Here is an 18,042-nt window from a genome sequence, read left to right on the forward strand (position 1 = left end):
GATGGAAAATCTCATCCAGACTTTCTTCAACACCCAGGTCTACCACGACGTATTTCCCCATTTGCTGAAGGGGCTGTGGACAACGGTATGGCTTTCGGCGATCGTCATTCCGCTCGGGGCTATCGCAGGGCTCGGACTCGCCGTGACGATGGTCGAAACGCGAAGCAGGCCGCTACGGTGGGCTGTCGTCGCGTACATCGATTTCTTCCGTGCGTTCCCGCCCCTGGTGCTCCTGATCCTCGTTTATTTCGGCTGGCCTTTCCTGGGGGTCGAACTGGACAAGCTGACCGCGGTGGTCATCGCCTTCGTCCTGAACAACGCCAGCTATTACGCCGAAGTATTCCGGGCGGGCCTGGAGGCGGTGGCGAAGGGACAGATGGAGGCAGCCAGGTCGACCGGCTTGACGCGCAGGCAAGCCCTGCTCCATGTCGTCATACCGCAAGCGGTGCGCAACGTCTTGCCGGACCTGGTGGGCAATAGCATCGAGGTCCTGAAGCTGACCACGATCGCCAGTGTGGTGGCGCTGCCGGAGCTGCTGCGCGCCGCTCGCGATGCCCAGGCCCTGGTCTACAACCCGTCTCCAATCGTACTCGCCGCGTTCATGTACCTGGTTCTCCTGTGGCCGCTTACGCGGTGGCTGGGCCGGCTGGAGCACAAGAAAAAGCGCTGATCGAAAACACAAGGCCCCGCGGCGTCTACCGGCGCTCTTGATGAGGCTCCCGGGTGGCAGCTTCGTCCGGGGTCGGGCCGCATCAATTCAATTCCTGGAGTGTTCCAACATGGCATCGAAGCAGAATCGCCTCAATGAAGAAGCAAAAGGCGTCTACATCATCGCGGCAACGCCGTTCACCGATGACGGTGAAGTGGATCTGTACAGCATCGACTCCCTCACCGATTTCTATCTCGAAAAGGGAGTCACGGGCTTCACCATCCTGGGAATGATGGGCGAGGCGCCCAAGCTTACCGAAGAAGAAACCACGCTGGTCATGGAGCGAATCTTCAAGCGGGTGGCCGGCAAGGTACCCGTCGTCGTCGGCGTGAGCAACCCGTCCAACCGCAATATCGAGCGCCTGTCAAAAGAGGCGATGGAGCTTGGCGCGGCCGGCGTCATGGTGGCCCCCGCCGCGAACCTGAAGACCGACGAACAGGTTTATGGATACTACGCCGGGGTGGCGAACCTGCTTGGGCAGGACCTCCCTATCTGCCTGCAGGATTTTCCCCAGGCGACTGGTGTACACATGTCGGTGTCCGTCATCAACCGTCTCGTCGATGAGTTCCCCCAGGTCGTCATGCTCAAGCATGAAGATTTTCCCGGCATGGGCAAGCTGAGCCAGGTGCGCCAGCAAAGCGCGGCGGATGAACGCCGCCGGATCAGCATCCTGGTCGGAAACGGCGGCCTGTTCCTGCCGCAGGAAATGTTGCGTGGTGCCGATGGCGCGATGACCGGATTTGCGTACCCCGAGATGCTGGTCCAGGTGTGCCAACTGTTTGCCGAGGGACGCGCCGAGGCAGCAGAGGATCTGTTCAACAAGTACCTGCCGCTGCTGCGCCACGAATTCCAGTACGGTATCGGGCTGGCATTGCGCAAGGAGACCTTGCGCCGCCGCGGGGCCATTCGTTCAGCCTTCGTGCGCAAGCCGGGGCCGACGCTCGACAAGGTCGACCACGAAGAGCTGGGCCGCCTGATCCAGCGGCAGGATGCAGCGCTCGGCAAATGACATTTCTTAACTAATGAGAGGCAGTCATGGCAAAGACACTCTATGTCATCAATCCCAATTCCAACACGGCTGTGACGGCGGGCATCGATGCAGCCATGGCCGTGCTGCGAGGCAATGACGGCCCGCAGATCGAATGCGTCACCCTTCCCCAAGGCCCTGCTGGCGTCCAGACCCAGCAAGACGTGGATCGGGCAGCCGTGCTGGTGCGCGAATTCGCGGAGAGCCATCGGGATAACGCGGCGGGATTCGTTACCGCCTGCTTCAGCGACCCTGGACTGCATTCGCTGCGGGAGATCCCCGGCGTCGTGGCGATGGGTATCAGCGAGGGAGCCGCGCTGACGGCGATGACGCTGGGCAATAGTTTCGGCGTCATCGCGATCTTGCAAGCTTCCATCCCGCGCCACTTGCGGGCCTGGGCTGCCATGGGTATTTCGACGCGAGTCGCTGGAGAGGTGGCGATCGGTCGAACGGTGGCCGAGCTTTCCGACGCCGAGGGCACCCTGGCGGCAATGGTCGCGGCGGGTAAGACCCTGCGCGACCACCATGGCGCCGACGTCCTGGTAATGGGATGTGCGGGGATGGCCGGGTATCGGGATACGCTCCAGGCGGAGGTCGGAGTTCCTGTCGTCGAACCTTGCCAGGCTACCGTGTCGATGGCGCTCGGCCGTCTGCAACTGGGGTGGTAATCATGTCCGGCACGGATACTACCCTGGGCGCGGCGTTCCTGCAGAAGCTCCATGCCATCGTCGGCGATGCCGGCCTGGTGCGGGACGAGCAGGTGAAACAAAGCTGCGACGTGGACTGGCTGAAGAAATGGCACGGTGTCAGCAGCGCGGTCGTTCGGCCCGCCAATACCGCGGAGGTGGCCGCGGTGATGAGGCTGTGTCATGAAACACGCACCCCGGTTGTTCCCCAAGGGGGAAACACGGGAATGAGCGGGGGTGCCACGCCCGACGACAGCGGCGCCCAGCTGATACTCAGCACGGCCAGGCTGACGCGGATAAGGGAGGTCGATCCGCTCAACAATACGTTGACAGTCGAGGCCGGGGTTCTGCTTGCCAGCGTCCAGGAAGCGGCAGAGAAGGTGAATCGCTACTTCCCGCTGAGCCTCGGATCGGAGGGCAGCTGCACCATCGGCGGCAACCTTGCGACGAATGCCGGCGGGATCGCGGTGCTGCGATATGGGAATACGCGCGATCTCGTACTCGGTGTGGAAGTAGTTCTGCCCAACGGCAAGATATGGAACGGCCTGCGCGCCCTGCGCAAAGACAACACCGGGTATTCCTTGCGCGACCTTTTCATCGGATCGGAAGGCACCCTGGGCGTAGTCACCGCCGCGGTGCTGAAGCTTTTCCCCCGGCCGACTGCCAGGGTCTGCGCCTGGCTGGGCTGCAACGACATGCGTGACCTGCTGGAGGTGCTGGCCAGGGCTCGTAACGACTGCGGCGATCGGCTCGTGGCCTTCGAAATGCTTTCCGAGGAATCGCTGCAACTGGTGCTGGAACACGTCACCGACGTCAGGCGCCCGCTGGATGGCGAGCATCGTTATCACGCACTGGTCGAACTGGCGGATACGCGAGAAGAGGCGCTCGGGGCATTGCTGGAGTTCACCCTTGAAAAAGCAATGGAAGACGGTTTGGTGCGGGACGCTGCCATCGGTGCCAGCCTGGCCCAAAGGCAGGCCTTCTGGAAGGTGCGCGAGGGGATTTCGCTGGCGCAAGTGAGAGCGGGCAAAGCGATCAAGCACGATATCGCCCTTCCCATTTCAAGCTTGCCAGATTTCGTCGACGCTGCCGTCGCTGCGGTGCAACGGGTAAAGCCCGATGCTCACGTAATCAACTTTGGCCACATGGGTGACGGGAATCTGCATTTCAACGTGCTGGTGCCCATGGACACACCAGCGGGAGACTTGAATCACCTGGTGCAGAACGTGAACCGCGTCGTGCATGACCTGGTACACGAAGCTGGCGGCAGCATCAGCGCGGAGCATGGCGTGGGACAGCTACGCAGGGACGAAATGCGCCACTACAAGTCGGAAACGGAATTCGATCTGATGATGCTGCTCAAGCAGACGATAGACCCGAACCAGATCATGAACCCGGGCAAGTTGATTTGAGCAGACACAAAATCAACCACAGCCGCAAGCGAACCTGAGAATTGACGTACTGACCAGCGCGCAGCCTTGGGGCCGGGCTTGCCCCGTGATGGCCGGGCTGGCCGGCGCAACGATGCGCGACCTGCGCACTGATTCCGTTGATCGTGACTCGACTATCGCTCGCTCTTGGTCAAACAACGTCGTCAATTTATTTCCATTCTTCGTGGAATTAGATATATCGGCACCACTGCGCAAGCGCAGTCATAAACAATTTGACTAATCCAACAGACACATCGGAAACCGCTCGGCTCCGACCACGCTCTGGATAATACCGAGAAAAGCATGTGGCCCTACGTACGCCAAATCCACATATCAAATGCGGAATATCCAAAGGTGTAGAAAATCGTAGTTCTCAAAGGCCAAGACCAAGATGCGCGTGAGAGTCGGCACCCGCATCGACTGATTCGCGGCAACGAACGCAGCGCACAAAAGATCTGGTGATGGCTCAATCGTCTGTATGCTCGGTCAACTTCTCGACCTCATAGAGCTTCGTCGAAGCGACGCCGTCACGACGGGTAACAACGTTCACGCTGACCGAGTTGCGAGCGCCGATCTCGCCAATAAGCTCCGAAGCTTCGCTCAGCGCCTCATCAAGCGTTCGATCTGGCCCAAGAAGGGCTTCATAGAAGGAGTATTGATGTTCAGCCATGGTGGTCTCGAGTAGAGCCGCCAGCATCGTCAGGGCTGCCCTGGGTCGATGGTAGCATCGAACGCCGCCGCAACAAGGTGGCAAGCAGAAAGCAAAAGGGTTCGATCAATGGTGCGAACATTGTCGGGCCACCGTCCTGCAACAGGTTCTCGCGATTCGAATGGATGTTCAGCACCGCCATGACATCCTGCTTGGCGTCGGGCGAAACGATAGGCCGAGAGCTGAAGCTCCTGATATGCCTGTCTCCTATTCGTTCCTGCTTATCGGTGCAGCAAAACAAATCAGGTTCGTCACTTTAGCGCTGCTTTCGTCTCCGGGAAGCTCAAAGGGGCAACTTGATCCCCCCCTGCAGACTCGTCGTCTCGGAATGAATAGGCGAAAAAAAACCCGCAAGGCATACCTTGCGGGTTTTTCACTTATCCGGGCCGGCTCGATATCTTTCGATATCAAGCCGGTGGCGGAGACGCAGGGATTCGAACCCTGGATGCAGTTTTTAGCCACATACTCCCTTAGCAGGGGAGCCCCTTCAGCCGCTCGGGCACGTCTCCAGAAGAGTTTGCGATTCTAGCACGGATTTTCAGGCTTTGGCGTCATTCGCATGAAAGCTTCGCGCCGGCCATCCCTGCCAGAATCTCACGCTACATCGATCAAGCCTTGGCGGCAGGTGCCTGGTCCAGGCCGAAGGCCTTGTGCAAGGCGCGCACGGCCAATTCCATGTACTTGTCTTCAATGATCACCGAGGTCTTGATTTCGCTGGTGCTGATCATCTGGATGTTGATGTTTTCCTGCGAAAGCGTCTGGAACATCAGGCTGGCGACGCCAACGTGCGAACGCATGCCGATGCCGACGATGGACACCTTGGCAACCTTCTCGTCCGTGACCAGTTCCTTGGCCTTCACCGCGGGAATCACATCGCTCTTGAGCGTCGCCACGGCGCGCGCGAATTCATTGCGGTTGACCGTGAACGAAAAGTCGGTGGTACCCGCCACGGACTGGTTCTGCACGATCATGTCGACGTCGATGTTGGCGGCGGCGACCGGACCCAGGATGGAGAAGGCAACGCCCGGAGTATCCGGCACGCCCAACAAGGTGATCTTGGCTTCGTCGCGGCTGAAGGCGATGCCGGAGACAACGGCGGCTTCCATTTTTTCGTCTTCCTCAAAAGTAATCAGCGTGCCCGAACGCATTTCCTCGTCGAGCGGAATCAGGGGGTCGGTCAGCGAGGACAACACACGGGTCGGCACGCGGTACTTGCCCGCGAACTCGACCGAGCGGATCTGCAGGACCTTGGAGCCCAGCGACGCCATCTCCAGCATTTCCTCGAAGGAAACCACCGGCATGCGGCGCGCTTCAGGCACCACGCGCGGATCGGTCGTGTAGACGCCGTCCACGTCGGTATAGATCAGGCACTCGTCGGCCTTGATGGCGGCTGCCACGGCCACGGCCGAGGTGTCCGAACCACCACGGCCCAGCGTCGTGATATGGCCTTCATCATCGATGCCCTGGAAGCCCGTCACGATGACCACGCGGCCAGCATCCAGATCGCCACGGATACGCGTGTCGTCGATGGAGGAAATGCGCGCCTTGGTATAGGCGCTGTCGGTGCGCACCGGCACCTGCCAACCAGCATAGCTGCGGGCCTGCACGCCTTCGGCCTGCAAGGCAATGGCCAGCAGGCCGCTGGACGCCTGTTCGCCGGTCGCGGCGATCATGTCCAGTTCGCGGCCATCAGGCTGCGGCGTAATCTCGCGCGCCAGGCCCAGCAGGCGATTGGTCTCGCCGGCCATGGCCGAGGGCACCACGACAACTTTGTGGCCGGCGGCGTGCCACTTCGCGACGCGGCGCGCCACGTTCTTGATGCGCTCGACCGAGCCCATCGAGGTACCGCCATATTTGTGAACGATCAGGGACATCTCGTACTCTGGCTGGAAAGTGCCGGAACTAGCTGGCAGGCAAAGCCTAGTATTCTAACGTGTTCGTGAAAAAGTGCAGGAATTTGCTCGAAAAGCGGCTGTTCAAGCAGCAAAAGCTGCCGGAATGTGGGAAATCTCACGGTGATGCATCGCCGGGTTCCCGTGCCTCGATGCTCACCCGTCCGCGCACGCAGCGCACGCAATGCGCGCCATGCTCCCACAGCAATTGCCGGTCATGCCCCATGGCGTGCAGCTGGCGCAGCTGGCGCAGCAGTTCCGCCAGCCGCGCATCGCTGGGCATGCGGGCGCCATGCAGCCGCAGCCAATAGCGCAGCACATGCGCCTGCCGCGCCGGCGACAGCAAGCGCCACGCAGCAAGGGAGAAATCTCGCGCTCCCGGGGACGGGGGCGAGACGTCCTGTGCGCCCGGAGACGGGTGCAAGAGATCCTGTGTACCCGGAGACGGGGGCGCGAAGTCCTGCATGCCCGGGGAGGGATCAAGGCCGGCCAGGTCGGCGGCCGCCACTTCCGCCAGGATCTCCGCGCTGTCGGCGGCCTGGCGGGCGTGGCGGGCGACGATGGCCTGCCAGCCGGGCCAGCGCCGGTCCAGCACGGGGGTTAGCAGCGTACGTACTGCCGCGCGGGTATAACGCTGGTCCACATTCGATGGGTCCTGGACCGCGGCCCAGGCACTGTTCGCCGCATGCGCGGCGGCAGCCTGCAGGATGCGGGCTCGCGGCACGTTCAGCCAGGGGCGCAGATAGGTGATTCCATCGCGCTCGCTGGCTGCCGCCATGGCCGCCAGACCTTCCGGACCGGCGCCGCGCAACAGCCGCAACAGCACCGTTTCCGCCTGATCGTCCTGATGATGGCCCAGCAGGATATGCCCGACGCCATCGGCGTGCGCCGCATCGGCCAGCGCGGCGTAACGCGCGTCGCGGGCCGCGCCCTCGATGCCGGCGCCGCTGTCGGTGGCCACGTGGACATACAGCACCCGCACGGGCGGAGCTGCAGACGCAGACGATCCCAGCGCCGCGCCGAGCGCCTGCACGCGTTGCGCCCAGGCGTCCGCCTCGGCGAACAGGCCGTGATGAACGTGATAGATGAAAAGCGCCAGCCCAAGAGGCGCGGCCACGGCCGCTGCGTGCACCGCCAGCATGGCGGAATCGGCCCCGCCGCTGACGGCCACGCCGACACGGACATGGCCCGCTGACCGCAGCGCGGCCAGGATCGATCGCAAGGGCGCGATCAGGAGCGGATCGCTCCCCGCCGCTGATCCGGCAGCACTGTCCTGGCCTTTGCCATTCTCGCCGCCGGTCATGGGCTAGCCTCTCGCGGCCAGGGCGCGCCGGATCAGGCGCGCACTTCCTGCACGCGGCCGTAGGCGGCCACGCGCTGCAGACGCTGTTCGACCAGTTCATCAGCCGACAACGTGGACAATTGGCGCAAGGTATCGCCCAAGGCACGGCGCAGCAGGCGCGCCATGACGCGCGGATCGCGGTGCGCACCGCCTACGGGCTCGTTGATCACGCGGTCGATCAGGCCCAGTTCCTTCAGCCGCGGCGCGGTGATGCCCAAGGCCTCGGCGGCCTCGGGCGCCTTGTCGGCGCTGCGCCACAGGATGGACGCGCAACCTTCGGGCGAAATCACCGAATACGTGGCGAATTGCAGCATCAGCACCGCATTGCCCACGGCAATGGCCAGCGCCCCGCCCGAACCACCCTCACCGATCACGGTGGCGATGATGGGCACGCGCAGCTCGGCCATGGCATAAAGATTGTGGCCGATGGCCTCCGACTGCCCACGTTCCTCGGCGCCGATACCGGGATAAGCCCCCGGGGTGTCGACGAAGGTGAACACCGGGATCTCGAATTTTTCCGCCAGACGCATCAGGCGCATGGCCTTGCGATAGCCCTCGGGACGCGGCATGCCGAAGTTGCGCATGGCGCGCTCCTTGGTGTCGCGGCCTTTCTGATGGCCGATGACCATGCAGGGCGTGCCGTTGAAGCGGGCCAGGCCGCCAACGATGGACTGGTCGTCCGCATACATGCGGTCGCCGTGCAGTTCATGGAAATCGGTGAAGATTTCGCGCACGTAGTCCATCGTGTAGGGACGCTGCGGATGACGCGCGACGAGCGCGGTCTGCCAGGGCGTCAGCTTGCCGTAGATGTCCTTGGCCAGCGTCTGGCTTTTCTGTTGCAGCCGATTGATTTCGTCGGAGATGTCCACCGCCGAATCGGCCTGCACGAAGCGTAATTGCTCGATCTTGTTGTCAAGCTCAGCCAGCGGCTGTTCAAAGTCCAGGAAGGTATTGCGCATGAAGATGGGGATCCTGTTGGTGAGCCCTGTGAAACCCGTGGTCAGTATTGAACCGGAATCGGTTCAAGGCTGTGCCACAGATACCAGGTTGCCACGGTACGCCAGGGTTGCCAGGCCAGCGAAACCTCACGCGCTTCGAAACGCGAGACGGGTTCGCCGCTGAAATAGTGTAGCGAGATTGCCTTGAGCAATCCCGGATCGTCCAGCGGCAGGACGTCCGGCCGCTGAAGATTGAAAATGAGGAACATTTCGGCGGTCCAGCGGCTAATGCCGCGGATGGAGACTAGTTCGTCGACGACGGCCTCGTCCTCCATCTTGGACCAGCGGTCCGGATGCACCTTGCGTTCGCTGAAATGCGTGGCGAGGTCGTGCAGATAATCCGCCTTGCGCTGCGCGATACCGGCGGCGCGCAGGCCGTCCGCGCCCAGGCGCAGCACCGATGCCGGCGACGGCCGCGCGCCGGCCGCTTCCAGCAGCCGCTGCCAGGCCGTATCCGCCGCGCGCGCCGACACCTGCTGGCCGATGATGGCGCGTGCCAGGGTGACGAAGGGCGTGCTGCGTGACGTCAGCCAGACCTCGGGATGCTGCGGGATCAGCTTCTTCAGGATGCGGTCGCGCCGCAGCAGATGGCTGACGGCGTCTTCCCAGTAATGGGGCTTGGCAATGAGGATATCGGCGCTGGACATGGCGTGCATGCTTTCCTTGGACATGCCTTAAACCCGGCGCCAGTTGGTCTGGCCGCCCGGTTTGTCTTCCAGCTCGATGCCCTGCTCGCGCAATTCCTTGCGGATACGGTCGGCCTCGGCGAAATCCTTGTTGCCCTTGGCGGCGGCGCGGGCGGCGATGCGCGCATCGATGGCGGCATCGTCCAGCACCGCGGCACCCGCCACGCCCCCTTCAGCGGCGCCGGCCTTGTAACGCGTCGGCGCACGCAGATAGGTTTGCGGGTCTTGCTGCAACAGGCCCAGCAGGCCGGCCAGCGCCTTCAATTGGCCGGCCGCGCGCGCGCTGCCGCTGCGATTGGCGTCGTTGGCCAGCTGGAACAACGCGGCCATGGCGCCAGAGGTGTTGAAATCGTCGTCCATCGCGGCCTTGAAGGCCTGCGCCTGGGCGTCATCCCAGTCCACGCCCTGCTCGTCCGCGGCCACGTTGGCCAGGGTCTGGTAGAGGCGGTCAAGGGCATTCTGCGCATCCAGCAGATTGTCCGGTGCGTAATTCTGCGGGCTGCGGTAGTGATTGCGCACGATGAAAAAGCGCAGCATCTCCGCTTCACGGGGATTGACCGTATAGTCCGACCGCGCCTCGTCCAGCTCGCCGCTGGCGATGGTCTGGCGGATGGTGCGGAAATTGCCCAGCGACTTCGACATCTTGTCGGAATCCACCATCAGCGGGCCGCAATGCATCCATACATTGGCCAGCACGCCACCGAAAGCGCCTTCGGTCTGCGCGATTTCGTTCTCGTGATGGGGAAATTTCAGGTCGGGGCCGCCGCCATGGATGTCCAGGGGCAGGCCCAGCAGGCTCTTGCTCATGGCCGAGCACTCGATATGCCAGCCGGGACGGCCCAGTCCATAGGACGATTCCCATTTGGTATCGGCCGGCTCCTCGGCCTTGGCGGACTTCCACAGCACGAAGTCCAGGGGATCGCGCTTGGCCGAACCCACGGCCACGCGTTCGCCGGCGCGCAGGTCGTCGAGCGACTTGCCGGACAACTTGCCATAGCCCTCGAAACCGCGCACGGCATAGTTCACATCGCCGTCGTCGGCCTGGTAGGCCAGGCCCTTCGCTTGCAGCCGTCCGATGATGTCCAGCATCTCGGCCACGTATTGCGTGGCGCGCGGCTCATGGTCGGGCGTCTGCACGCCCAGGGCACGCTCATCGGCATGCATGGCGTCGATGAAGAATTCCGTGACCTCGCCGATGCGGCGGCCGGTTTCGACCGCGCGGCGAATGATCTTGTCGTCGATATCGGTGATGTTACGGACGTAGTCGACCTCGTAGCCGCTCACGCGCAACCAGCGCTGCACCACGTCGAAACCCACCAGCATGCGGGCGTGGCCCAGATGGCAGTAGTCGTAGACCGTCATGCCGCAGACGTACATGCGCACCCGACCCGCCTCAGCCGGCTTGAAAGGTGCTTTCGTACGCGATAACGTGTTGTAGATCTGCAGCATAGGTTCAGGAGTTAACGTCCGAGGATCATGACCGCGGCGGCGTTCGACCCCGTCGGCAAGGGACGGGAGGGAATCCGCGACAGCGCCAAACAGCCAGGCAGCAGACGGTCCAGAGCACTCGGAAACGGGGCCCGGGGGACTCGAAACGCAACCGAGGCTAAAATGGCGGTCGTCAAGTATAGCAAGCGGCCCGGTCCGCGCGCCTATCCCGCGCCAACCGGGCGCTTTCTTTCCGGAATCAATGTGAATAACATGCCGCGCCTCATCCCCGTCATCCTGGCCGCGCTGCTCCTGTCGGCGCCGCTGCAAGCCGTCCATGCCCAGGCCATGCCTGGGGGCTCCACGCAATCCATCAATTCCAATATGACCACCCTGGACACCCTGCCGCCCGAAGGCGGCTGGCAGGCGCTGGCCAATCTGCTCGACAAGGCCAAGCCGTCCACCGACACCCGCCTGACGCCCACGCCGTCGCAGGTCACCGACCGCATCGAATCGCTGCTGAACCAGGGCAAGAACGACCAGGCCCTGAAGATGATCGAAGACCGCATGGCCGCGACCAGCAACCGCGGCGCCAACGATGGCACCGACGTCCAGCTGAAATTCCAGTATGCCCGCGCCCTTGCCGCCCTGGGCCGCCTCGACGAGGCAATGGATGTTTACACTCAAATGACCCAGTTGTATCCGGAACTGCCGGAGCCCTGGAATAACATGGCGGTTCTGTACGTCGGGCGTGGTGACATCGACCGGGCCCAGGATGCGTTGAAAAACGCGCTGCGGGCGTGGTCCGACTACCCCGCGGCGAAGGCCAATATGGCTGACGTACAGTTGATGCTGGCTCGCCGTTCCTACTCCGAAGCGTCCAAGCTGGGCGTGACGGGGACGCAGAACAAGGCGCGTGCCGTCGACAACCTGCTGAATGAAAAGAAGCCTCAATGATTTCGTCTCACCCGTTTTTGCGCCTGCTGCGCCACGCGGCCTGCGGCTTGGCATTCGCCGCGCTGATGCCGGCAGTGGCCGGCGCCGCGCCCTCCTCCAACCAAGTCAAGACATCCACCTCTGAAGGCAAGACATCCATGAGCTCGAATCCCCGCGTCAAAGTACAAACCAATCTGGGCGACTTCGTCATCACCCTCGACGCCGACAAGGCGCCCAAGACCGTGGCGAACTTCCTTGCCTACACCAAGGAAGGTTTCTACAACGGCACGATTTTCCATCGCGTGATCGATGGCTTCATGATCCAGGGCGGCGGTTTCGAAGCCGGCATGAAGCAGAAGCCCACCAAGGCCCCCATCGAGAATGAAGCCAACAACGGCCTGAAGAACGACAAGTACACCCTGGCCATGGCCCGCACCAATGATCCGCAGTCGGCCACGGCGCAGTTCTTCATCAACGTCGCCAACAACGACTTTCTGAACTTCAGCGCGCCCACGGCCAACGGCTGGGGCTACGCCGTGTTCGGCAAGGTCACCGAAGGCACCGACGTCGTCGACAAGATCAAGGCCGTGAAGACCGGCAACAGCGGTTTCCACCAGAACGTGCCGGCCGAAGACGTCGTCATCGAGAAGGCCGAAGTCCTTGAATAAGGTCGCCTTGCCGGGCAGCATCTGGATCGCCTCGGACATTCATCTGGGACCGGCCACGCCGGCCACGGCGGAAGCGTTCCTGGGCTTTCTGGAAGCCGCCGCGGCAGAAGCATCGGCGTTGTTGCTGCCGGGCGATATCTTCGACGCCTGGATCGGTGACGATGTGATCCGCCAGGCGCCGCCCTGGCTGGTCAGCGCCCTCAAGGGCCTGGAACGCACGGCCAAGGCCATTCCCCTGTGGCTGGGTCGCGGCAATCGCGACTTCCTCATGGGCCAGGAACTGGCCGGCGCCGTCGGCGCGCAACTGCTGCCGGAACCGGCATTGCTGCAAACCGATTACGGCGACATCCTGTTGACGCACGGCGACGAGCTGTGCACCGACGACGAGGCGTACCAGAAGTTCCGCAGCATGGTGCGCGATCCGGCATGGCAGGCCGACTTCCTCGGCCGCTCCATTCCGGAACGGCTGACCCTGGCGCAACAGGCGCGCGGGGAAAGCACGGCCGCCAACCAGGCCAAGACCGCCGAGATCATGGACGTCAACAGCGATGCCGTGCAGGCGCTGTTCCGCCGTACCGGCGTGGCCACGCTGGTGCATGGCCATACGCACCGCCCGCAGCGCCACGTGCTGCAGATCGACGGCCGCAAGCGCGAACGCTGGGTCCTGCCCGACTGGGACTGCGATCACGCCCAACCGCCCCGCGGCGGCTGGCTGATCATCGACAGCGACGGCCTGCAGTTCTTCGATCTGGCTGAAGCGACGGATTGAGCAGGGCAGGCGCAGCCGAAAAAAAGGCCGACTGATGAAAATCAGCCGGCCTTTTCATTGCTTGCCCTGCGCCGCTCAGCGCAGGAACAGCACCAGTCCCACCAGGATCCCCAAGGCGATCCGGTACCAGGCGAAGACCCGATACGTGTGGTTGGCGACGAAGCGCAGCACCGCCCGCACCACCAGCATGGCGCTCAGGAAGGCCGCGATGAAACCTACGACGATGCCCGTGACATCGTGCTGGGTCAGGATGGCCATGTTCTTGTACGAGTCGTAGACCGTCGCGCCCAGCATGGTCGGCATGGCCAGGAAGAAGGAAAACTCCGTGGCCGTCTTGCGCTGGATGCCGGCAATCATGCCGCCGATGATGGTGGAACCTGACCGCGACACACCGGGCACCATCGCCAGGCACTGGGCACAACCGACACCCAGGGCCTGCTTCCAGGTGATTTCCTCCAGACGGTGCGCGCTGGCGCGCACCTCCGAAGCACTATCGTCCGCGGCCGAGTGCGGCCCCGGCGTGGCGGCCTGCGTGCGGCGTTCCACATACAGCATCACCAGCCCACCCAGCACCAGCGTGGTGGCCACCACCGCCGGGTGGTAGAACAAGGCCTTGATGGCCTTGATGAAGATGGCGCCGATCACCGCCGCCGGCAGGAAGGCCACCAGCAGGTTGCGCGTGAACATCATCTCGCTGCGCACGCCCGTGAACGTGCCGTGAATCAGCTGCCACAAGCGCGCGCGGAAGATCCACATGACGGCCAGGATGGAGCCGAACTGGATCACGACTTCGAACACTTTGCCGGAGCTGGACTGGAAGTTGATCCAGTCCCCCACCAGAATCAGGTGTCCCGTGCTGGAGACGGGAATGAACTCGGTGAGCCCTTCGATGATGCCCAGGAATGCGGCCTTGAGCAGATACAGTGTGTTTTCAGTCACGATGACAAGTCAGGGTAAGGTCAGGAATCGGAACCGTCATCGGCCTGGGCCACATCCAGCGACAGGCGTTGGACACGGACCGAGGCAATGCGGCGGCCGTCGAGTTGTAGCACCTCGAACGTGAAACGTACGTGAGGCGATACGAATTCGCAGGTATCGCCCGGCTGCGGCAGATGGCCGAAGCGCGATAGCAGATAACCCGCAAGCGTCGAGTATTCCTGAGCTTCGTCCACCAGGCCATCGGTCTCCAGTACCTGCTCCACATGGTGGAGGTCGGCCGCGCCGTCGATTTTCCAACGGCCCTCTTCTTCCGGGACGATGTCCGGCATTTCATCTTCGTCGGGGAACTCGCCGGCAATGGCCTCGAAAACGTCGATGGGTGTCACCAGGCCTTCAATGGCACCGAACTCGTCGGCCACCAGCACCAGCTGGCCGCGCGCACGCTTGAGGATATCCATCAGGCGCAGGATGCCTATCGACTCATGCACGATGATGGGCTCACGCAGGCGGTCGCGCCGCACCCGGCCTTCCGTGATGAGATCGCCCACCAGGTCCTTGGCGCGTGCGATGCCCAGCACCTCGTCCAGCGTGCCGCGGCAGACCGGGAAGAAGCTGTGCGGCGCGGCCGTGATCTGGGCGCGGATGGTGTCGGCATCGTCGTCGATGTCGATCCACGTCAAGTTGGTGCGCGGCGTCATGATGGAGCGGATGGAACGTTCCGCCAGCGTCAGCACGCCGCTGACCATATTGCGTTCCTCGACACCGAAGGCCGGCGGCTGCTGCGCCGCGTGGTCACCATCAGTCTCGGACTCTTCGTCGGCCGGCATGGCCGGGCGCTTGCCCAGCATGCGCAGCACGCCTTCAGCCGTGCGTTCCCGCATGGGCCGGCGCGCATCCATGCGCAGCAGGTTACGGCGCGCCAGCTGGTTCAAGGCCTCGATCAGCACCGAGAAGCCGATGGCGGCGTACAGGTAGCCCTTGGGCACCTTGAAGCCGAAGCTTTCCGCGACCAGCGAGAAACCGATCATCAAGAGGAAGCCCAGGCACAGCACCACCACGGTGGGATGCGCGTTGACGAAGCGGGTCAGCGGCTTGGAGGCCAGCAGCATGATGCCGATGGCGATCACCACGGCGATCATCATGATGGCCAGGTGGTCCACCATGCCGACCGCGGTAATCACGGAGTCCAGCGAGAACACGGCATCCAGCACCACGATCTGCGTCACGATGACCCAGAAGCTGGCATACACGCGCGGTCCATTGCTGACGTGCTGCGCGCCTTCCAGGCGTTCGTGCAGCTCCATGGTCCCCTTGAACAGCAGGAAGAAACCACCCACCATGAGGATCAGGTCGCGGCCGGACGGATTGAGCGGCCCGATGGAAAACAAAGGCGTGGTCAGCGTGACCAACCAGGACATCACCGACAGCAGCACCAGACGCATGACCAGGGCCAGTGACAGGCCGAGTATGCGCGCGCGATCGCGCTGCTTGGGTGGCAGCTTGTCGGCGAGAATAGCGATGAATATGAGGTTGTCTATCCCGAGAACGATTTCAAGGATGACGAGGGTAAGCAGGCCGACCCAGGCAGCGGGGTCCAGCAGCCACTCCATGTGGTACTCCAACAGTTGAGGAACCGGTAATCGTACCCGAAAAGCCGCGCGGCTCCGGTCACAATGCGGACATGCGCGCGCGAGGGGCGTGCGGATGAGGGATGTTTAGGCTTTGTGGACGATGGCGCGCGTGGCGCAGTCGAGGTGAAATACGTTCACAGATCCGATCGGCCCCCTGCCCCAATCGTCCGCGTTCCCCCTCTCCCCCCGGCCTACCCACAGCAGGCCCCGCGCGCGAGCAAGGCAGGCCCGACGGATCTGACCAGATTTGCATGGCGTGGCATCACGGCATGCGCGACGGCCGCCAGCCATGTCCCTTCAGCATGGAAGGGCAAGGTGGCAAAGGCCGCACTGGCCGCAGGGTCCATCCAGGGGCCGCCTCCGCAGGCGGCCCTTTCTTCATCACGGCATCTTCATCACGGCATCAGGCCGGCGTGGCGCCGCCCTGCAAGGTGGCCAGCACCTGGGTGAAGATCTTGGGCGTGGCGGCCAGCACATTGCCCGAATCAAGCCAGCCCTGCTCACCGGTGAAATCCGCCACCAGGCCGCCGGCTTCCATCACCAGCAGGCTGCCGGCAGCCAGATCCCAGGGCTTCAGGCCCACGCCGCAGAAGCCGTCCAGGCGGCCGCAGGCCACGTAGGCCAGGTCCAGCACGGTCGAACCCATGCGGCGCACGCCGACGACGCTTTCCGCCACCTGGCGGAACTTGCCGCTGCCCTGGTCCGCGCCGGCCGAGCCGGCCCAGTGGGCGCCCAGCAAGGCCTCGTGGTAACGCGTGCGCCCCGACACCCGCACGCGGCGGTCGTTCAGGAACGCGCCGCTGCCACGGCTGGCGGTGAACAGTTCATTGCGCGAGGGATCGAAGATCACGGCCTGGGTGACCACGCCCTTCTGCAGCAGCGCGATGGACACGGCGAAATTGGGCAGGCCGTGGATGAAGTTGGTGGTGCCGTCGATGGGATCGATGATCCACTGGTACTCAGCCTGCGCGGGGCCCTGCAGACCGAATTCCTCACCCAGCACGGCATGGTCGGGATAAGCTGCCTGCAGCGTCTCCACGATGGCGGTCTCCGAAGCCTGGTCGACTTCCGTGACATAATCCCGCGGCCCTTTCTTGGCTACGTTGAGTCTTTCCAGGTCGAGGCTGGCACGGTTGATAATAGTGCCGGCACGCCGGGCCGCCTTGATGGCGATGTTGAGCATCGGGTGCATAGATTTCCGTAAATTCGCACAAACGCGCAAGCGGCCGCCGCCGGCTTGCGATGGTCATTCCATCGCTGCCGTGGCCCTCGGGCGGGAACCCTTTCCCGACCCGCGCCGCCCCGTCAAACCGGGGCCTCGCGGCCCGAAACCAGGCCGGCTTGCTTGCGCCAAACGTGGCATTTTAAATGACTCAGGCATTTTCACGCGTTCGTTTCATCATGGTGCAGCCCAGCCACCCCGGCAATGTCGGTTCGGCGGCCCGTGCCATCAAGACGATGGGCTTCTCCGGACTGTCCCTGGTCGAACCCAAATTCAGCGATATGACAGCCCAGCCGGAGGCCATCGCACTGGCCAGCGGTGCCGGCGACGTACTGGCCGGCGCCAGCATCCACGCCACGCTGGAAGAGGCCCTGGCCCCGGTCACGCTGGCCTTTGCCCTGACGGCACGGGTGCGCGACCTGGGACCACCGCCCTGCGACATCCGCCAGGCGGCCGATCTGGCGCGCGCGCATCTGGATGAGCATGCCCAGGGCGAGATCGCCATCGTGCTGGGGACCGAACGGGCCGGGCTGACCAATGCCCACATCGCGGCCTGCCACCGGATCTGCCACATTCCCGCCAATCCCGAGTACAGCTCCCTGAATGTGGCCCAGGCCTTGCAGCTGGCCGCCTGGGAGCTGCGTTACGCCCTGCTGGCCCACGCCGGGGCACCCATGCTGCCGCCCACGCCCGCCGCCGCCCCCGACCCGGGCGCGGCGCCCGCCTCCAGCGCGGCAGTGCAGGCCTTCCTGACGCATTGGGAAGAAGCGCTTGTGGCGGTCAAGTTCCTCGACCCGCAGCATCCCAAGAAGCTGCTACCGCGCATGCGCCACCTGTTCAGCCGCAGCGCCCTGACACGCGACGAGGTGGACATGCTGCGCGGCGTCTGCACCGCCATGCTGGCCCAGGCGCGCAAGGCCGGCGAGAAGTAGGCCCCGAAGCGGCAAAGCCCCACGCCGCGCGCAAAACA

At 63.6% G+C, this 18,042-nt stretch carries 18 protein-coding genes and 1 tRNA gene; 8 read left to right on the forward strand and 11 right to left on the reverse strand.

Features of this window, described 5'->3' with window-relative positions; genetic code table 11:
* Position 1: 1 nt before the first annotated feature.
* From CEY05_RS11640 to CEY05_RS11655, 4 genes are all read left to right on the forward strand, one after another.
* Positions 2-670 carry an amino acid ABC transporter permease gene (locus CEY05_RS11640; protein ID WP_088601050.1) on the forward strand — a complete coding sequence of 223 codons (669 nt, stop codon included), beginning with the start codon at positions 2-4 and terminating at the stop codon, positions 668-670.
* A 109-nt stretch (positions 671-779) separates the two neighbouring features.
* Positions 780-1,718: a dihydrodipicolinate synthase family protein gene (locus CEY05_RS11645; RefSeq protein WP_088601049.1), complete on the forward strand. Its 939-nt coding sequence runs from the start codon at positions 780-782 to the stop codon at positions 1,716-1,718.
* Positions 1,719-1,744: 26 nt separating this feature from the next.
* Positions 1,745-2,404 (forward strand): aspartate/glutamate racemase family protein, encoded by a 660-nt coding sequence (locus CEY05_RS11650; RefSeq protein ID WP_088601048.1) that lies wholly within the window; start codon positions 1,745-1,747, stop codon positions 2,402-2,404.
* A gap of 2 nt (positions 2,405-2,406) precedes the next feature.
* Entirely contained in the window at positions 2,407-3,834 is a 1,428-nt protein-coding gene (locus CEY05_RS11655) for an FAD-binding oxidoreductase (protein ID WP_088601047.1), read from the forward strand.
* A 484-nt stretch (positions 3,835-4,318) separates the two neighbouring features.
* On the opposite strand, the gene CEY05_RS11660 is transcribed toward CEY05_RS11655, so the two are convergent.
* The 8 genes from CEY05_RS11660 to cysS all read right to left on the reverse strand — a co-directional run bounded on the left by CEY05_RS11660 (position 4,319) and on the right by cysS (position 10,928).
* Positions 4,319-4,522 (reverse strand): hypothetical protein, encoded by a 204-nt coding sequence (locus tag CEY05_RS11660; protein ID WP_143220391.1) that lies wholly within the window; start codon positions 4,520-4,522, stop codon positions 4,319-4,321.
* On the reverse strand, positions 4,515-4,703 hold the full coding sequence (locus CEY05_RS30915; RefSeq protein ID WP_143220393.1) for a hypothetical protein: 189 nt from the start codon (positions 4,701-4,703) through the stop codon (positions 4,515-4,517). The genes CEY05_RS11660 and CEY05_RS30915 overlap by 8 nt, the downstream gene beginning before the upstream one ends.
* Positions 4,704-4,977: 274 nt before the next feature.
* Positions 4,978-5,070 (reverse strand) — tRNA-Ser (locus CEY05_RS11665).
* A 99-nt stretch (positions 5,071-5,169) separates the two neighbouring features.
* Positions 5,170-6,435: an aspartate kinase gene (locus CEY05_RS11670; protein WP_088601045.1), complete on the reverse strand. Its 1,266-nt coding sequence runs from the start codon at positions 6,433-6,435 to the stop codon at positions 5,170-5,172.
* Positions 6,436-6,571: 136 nt separating this feature from the next.
* A complete protein-coding gene (gene tilS / locus CEY05_RS11675; RefSeq protein WP_369825934.1) occupies positions 6,572-7,666 on the reverse strand; it encodes a tRNA lysidine(34) synthetase TilS in 1,095 nt (364 codons plus the stop codon).
* A gap of 122 nt (positions 7,667-7,788) precedes the next feature.
* Positions 7,789-8,754 (reverse strand): acetyl-CoA carboxylase carboxyltransferase subunit alpha, encoded by a 966-nt coding sequence (locus CEY05_RS11680; RefSeq protein WP_088601043.1) that lies wholly within the window; start codon positions 8,752-8,754, stop codon positions 7,789-7,791.
* Positions 8,755-8,795: 41 nt separating this feature from the next.
* Positions 8,796-9,440 carry a DNA-3-methyladenine glycosylase gene (locus CEY05_RS11685; protein WP_088601135.1) on the reverse strand — a complete coding sequence of 215 codons (645 nt, stop codon included), beginning with the start codon at positions 9,438-9,440 and terminating at the stop codon, positions 8,796-8,798.
* A gap of 27 nt (positions 9,441-9,467) precedes the next feature.
* Positions 9,468-10,928, reverse strand: a complete 1,461-nt coding sequence (cysS, locus tag CEY05_RS11690) for a cysteine--tRNA ligase (RefSeq protein ID WP_088601042.1) — start codon at positions 10,926-10,928, stop codon at positions 9,468-9,470.
* Positions 10,929-11,171: 243 nt separating this feature from the next.
* Between cysS and CEY05_RS11695 the strand changes: the two genes are divergently transcribed.
* From CEY05_RS11695 to CEY05_RS11705, 3 genes are all read left to right on the forward strand, one after another.
* Positions 11,172-11,864: a tetratricopeptide repeat protein gene (locus tag CEY05_RS11695; protein ID WP_369825923.1), complete on the forward strand. Its 693-nt coding sequence runs from the start codon at positions 11,172-11,174 to the stop codon at positions 11,862-11,864.
* A 137-nt stretch (positions 11,865-12,001) separates the two neighbouring features.
* A complete protein-coding gene (locus CEY05_RS11700; RefSeq protein ID WP_088601133.1) occupies positions 12,002-12,511 on the forward strand; it encodes a peptidylprolyl isomerase in 510 nt (169 codons plus the stop codon).
* Positions 12,504-13,280 (forward strand): UDP-2,3-diacylglucosamine diphosphatase, encoded by a 777-nt coding sequence (locus CEY05_RS11705; RefSeq protein ID WP_088601041.1) that lies wholly within the window; start codon positions 12,504-12,506, stop codon positions 13,278-13,280. Before CEY05_RS11700 ends, CEY05_RS11705 begins: the two co-directional genes overlap by 8 nt.
* A gap of 75 nt (positions 13,281-13,355) precedes the next feature.
* Here the strand turns inward: CEY05_RS11705 and CEY05_RS11710 are convergent, their stop codons facing one another.
* From CEY05_RS11710 to CEY05_RS11720, 3 genes are all read right to left on the reverse strand, one after another.
* Positions 13,356-14,219: an undecaprenyl-diphosphate phosphatase gene (locus CEY05_RS11710; RefSeq protein ID WP_088601040.1), complete on the reverse strand. Its 864-nt coding sequence runs from the start codon at positions 14,217-14,219 to the stop codon at positions 13,356-13,358.
* A 20-nt stretch (positions 14,220-14,239) separates the two neighbouring features.
* Positions 14,240-15,829: a TerC family protein gene (locus CEY05_RS11715; RefSeq protein WP_088601039.1), complete on the reverse strand. Its 1,590-nt coding sequence runs from the start codon at positions 15,827-15,829 to the stop codon at positions 14,240-14,242.
* A 424-nt stretch (positions 15,830-16,253) separates the two neighbouring features.
* On the reverse strand, positions 16,254-17,042 hold the full coding sequence (locus CEY05_RS11720; protein ID WP_088601038.1) for an inositol monophosphatase family protein: 789 nt from the start codon (positions 17,040-17,042) through the stop codon (positions 16,254-16,256).
* Between the two features lie 176 nt (positions 17,043-17,218).
* Between CEY05_RS11720 and CEY05_RS11725 the strand changes: the two genes are divergently transcribed.
* Entirely contained in the window at positions 17,219-18,004 is a 786-nt protein-coding gene (locus tag CEY05_RS11725; protein ID WP_088601037.1) for an RNA methyltransferase, read from the forward strand.
* The last annotated feature ends 38 nt before the right edge of the window (positions 18,005-18,042 follow it).

Origin of the sequence: Achromobacter sp. HZ34 (assembly GCF_002209485.1) — a bacterium.
GTDB lineage: Bacteria > Pseudomonadota > Gammaproteobacteria > Burkholderiales > Burkholderiaceae_B > Bordetella_C.

Coding starts and splice junctions, on each gene's coding strand:
- CEY05_RS11650 (WP_088601048.1), top strand. CDS start 1,745: ATGGCAAAGACACTCTATGTCATCAATCCCAATTCCAACACGGCTGTG.
- CEY05_RS11655 (WP_088601047.1), top strand. CDS start 2,407: ATGTCCGGCACGGATACTACCCTGGGCGCGGCGTTCCTGCAGAAGCTC.
- CEY05_RS11685 (WP_088601135.1), bottom strand. CDS start 9,440: ATGTCCAGCGCCGATATCCTCATTGCCAAGCCCCATTACTGGGAAGAC.
- cysS (WP_088601042.1), bottom strand. CDS start 10,928: ATGCTGCAGATCTACAACACGTTATCGCGTACGAAAGCACCTTTCAAG.
- CEY05_RS11715 (WP_088601039.1), bottom strand. CDS start 15,829: ATGGAGTGGCTGCTGGACCCCGCTGCCTGGGTCGGCCTGCTTACCCTC.
- CEY05_RS11725 (WP_088601037.1), top strand. CDS start 17,219: ATGACTCAGGCATTTTCACGCGTTCGTTTCATCATGGTGCAGCCCAGC.
- CEY05_RS11640 (WP_088601050.1), top strand. CDS start 2: ATGGAAAATCTCATCCAGACTTTCTTCAACACCCAGGTCTACCACGAC.
- CEY05_RS11680 (WP_088601043.1), bottom strand. CDS start 8,754: ATGCGCAATACCTTCCTGGACTTTGAACAGCCGCTGGCTGAGCTTGAC.
- CEY05_RS30915 (WP_143220393.1), bottom strand. CDS start 4,703: ATGGCGGTGCTGAACATCCATTCGAATCGCGAGAACCTGTTGCAGGAC.
- CEY05_RS11720 (WP_088601038.1), bottom strand. CDS start 17,042: ATGCACCCGATGCTCAACATCGCCATCAAGGCGGCCCGGCGTGCCGGC.
- CEY05_RS11660 (WP_143220391.1), bottom strand. CDS start 4,522: ATGGCTGAACATCAATACTCCTTCTATGAAGCCCTTCTTGGGCCAGAT.
- CEY05_RS11645 (WP_088601049.1), top strand. CDS start 780: ATGGCATCGAAGCAGAATCGCCTCAATGAAGAAGCAAAAGGCGTCTAC.
- CEY05_RS11670 (WP_088601045.1), bottom strand. CDS start 6,435: ATGTCCCTGATCGTTCACAAATATGGCGGTACCTCGATGGGCTCGGTC.
- CEY05_RS11700 (WP_088601133.1), top strand. CDS start 12,002: ATGAGCTCGAATCCCCGCGTCAAAGTACAAACCAATCTGGGCGACTTC.